This window comes from Shewanella sp. S1-49-MNA-CIBAN-0167 (assembly GCF_040310145.1).
GTDB lineage: Bacteria > Pseudomonadota > Gammaproteobacteria > Enterobacterales > Shewanellaceae > Shewanella > Shewanella psychromarinicola.
The window spans coordinates 1-329 of record NZ_JBEOPO010000154.1 but is presented as its reverse complement, the minus strand read 5'-3'; the positions used below and the strand labels follow the sequence as shown (position 1 = coordinate 329).

At 36.5% G+C, this 329-nt stretch carries 1 protein-coding gene; it reads left to right on the top strand.

Annotated elements, in window-relative coordinates:
* On the top strand, positions 1 to 268 hold a 268-nt coding region (locus tag AAEZ00_RS20780; protein WP_351089771.1), incomplete at its 5' end, for a hypothetical protein.
* Positions 269 to 329: the final 61 nt, after the last annotated feature.

Genomic DNA, 329 nt, shown 5'->3' with positions numbered 1-329 from the left:
ATCTAGTGGTTATCCCAACTATCCAGCAGTTATCTCTAAATTTATGAGGGCTCTTTGTTGCCCTCCATGGGGAAAAATTGCTTACGATCCTCGACAAATAAAGAATATTATGTCCAACATAACCACGGCATCTGCTGATGATCTGTGTAATGTATTAATGGATGTTAATAGGGTTGAACGTTTTGGTGATGGTCAATGGGCTGTTATTTTGGAAGGAGATCTTTTTCCTTTAGTTATCTCCCGTGCATATGAACTGACAAAAACCTAAGAATCAATAAACAAGGACAAAAACAGTTGGTTTGGATTTATGTTGTTAACTCATATAATAC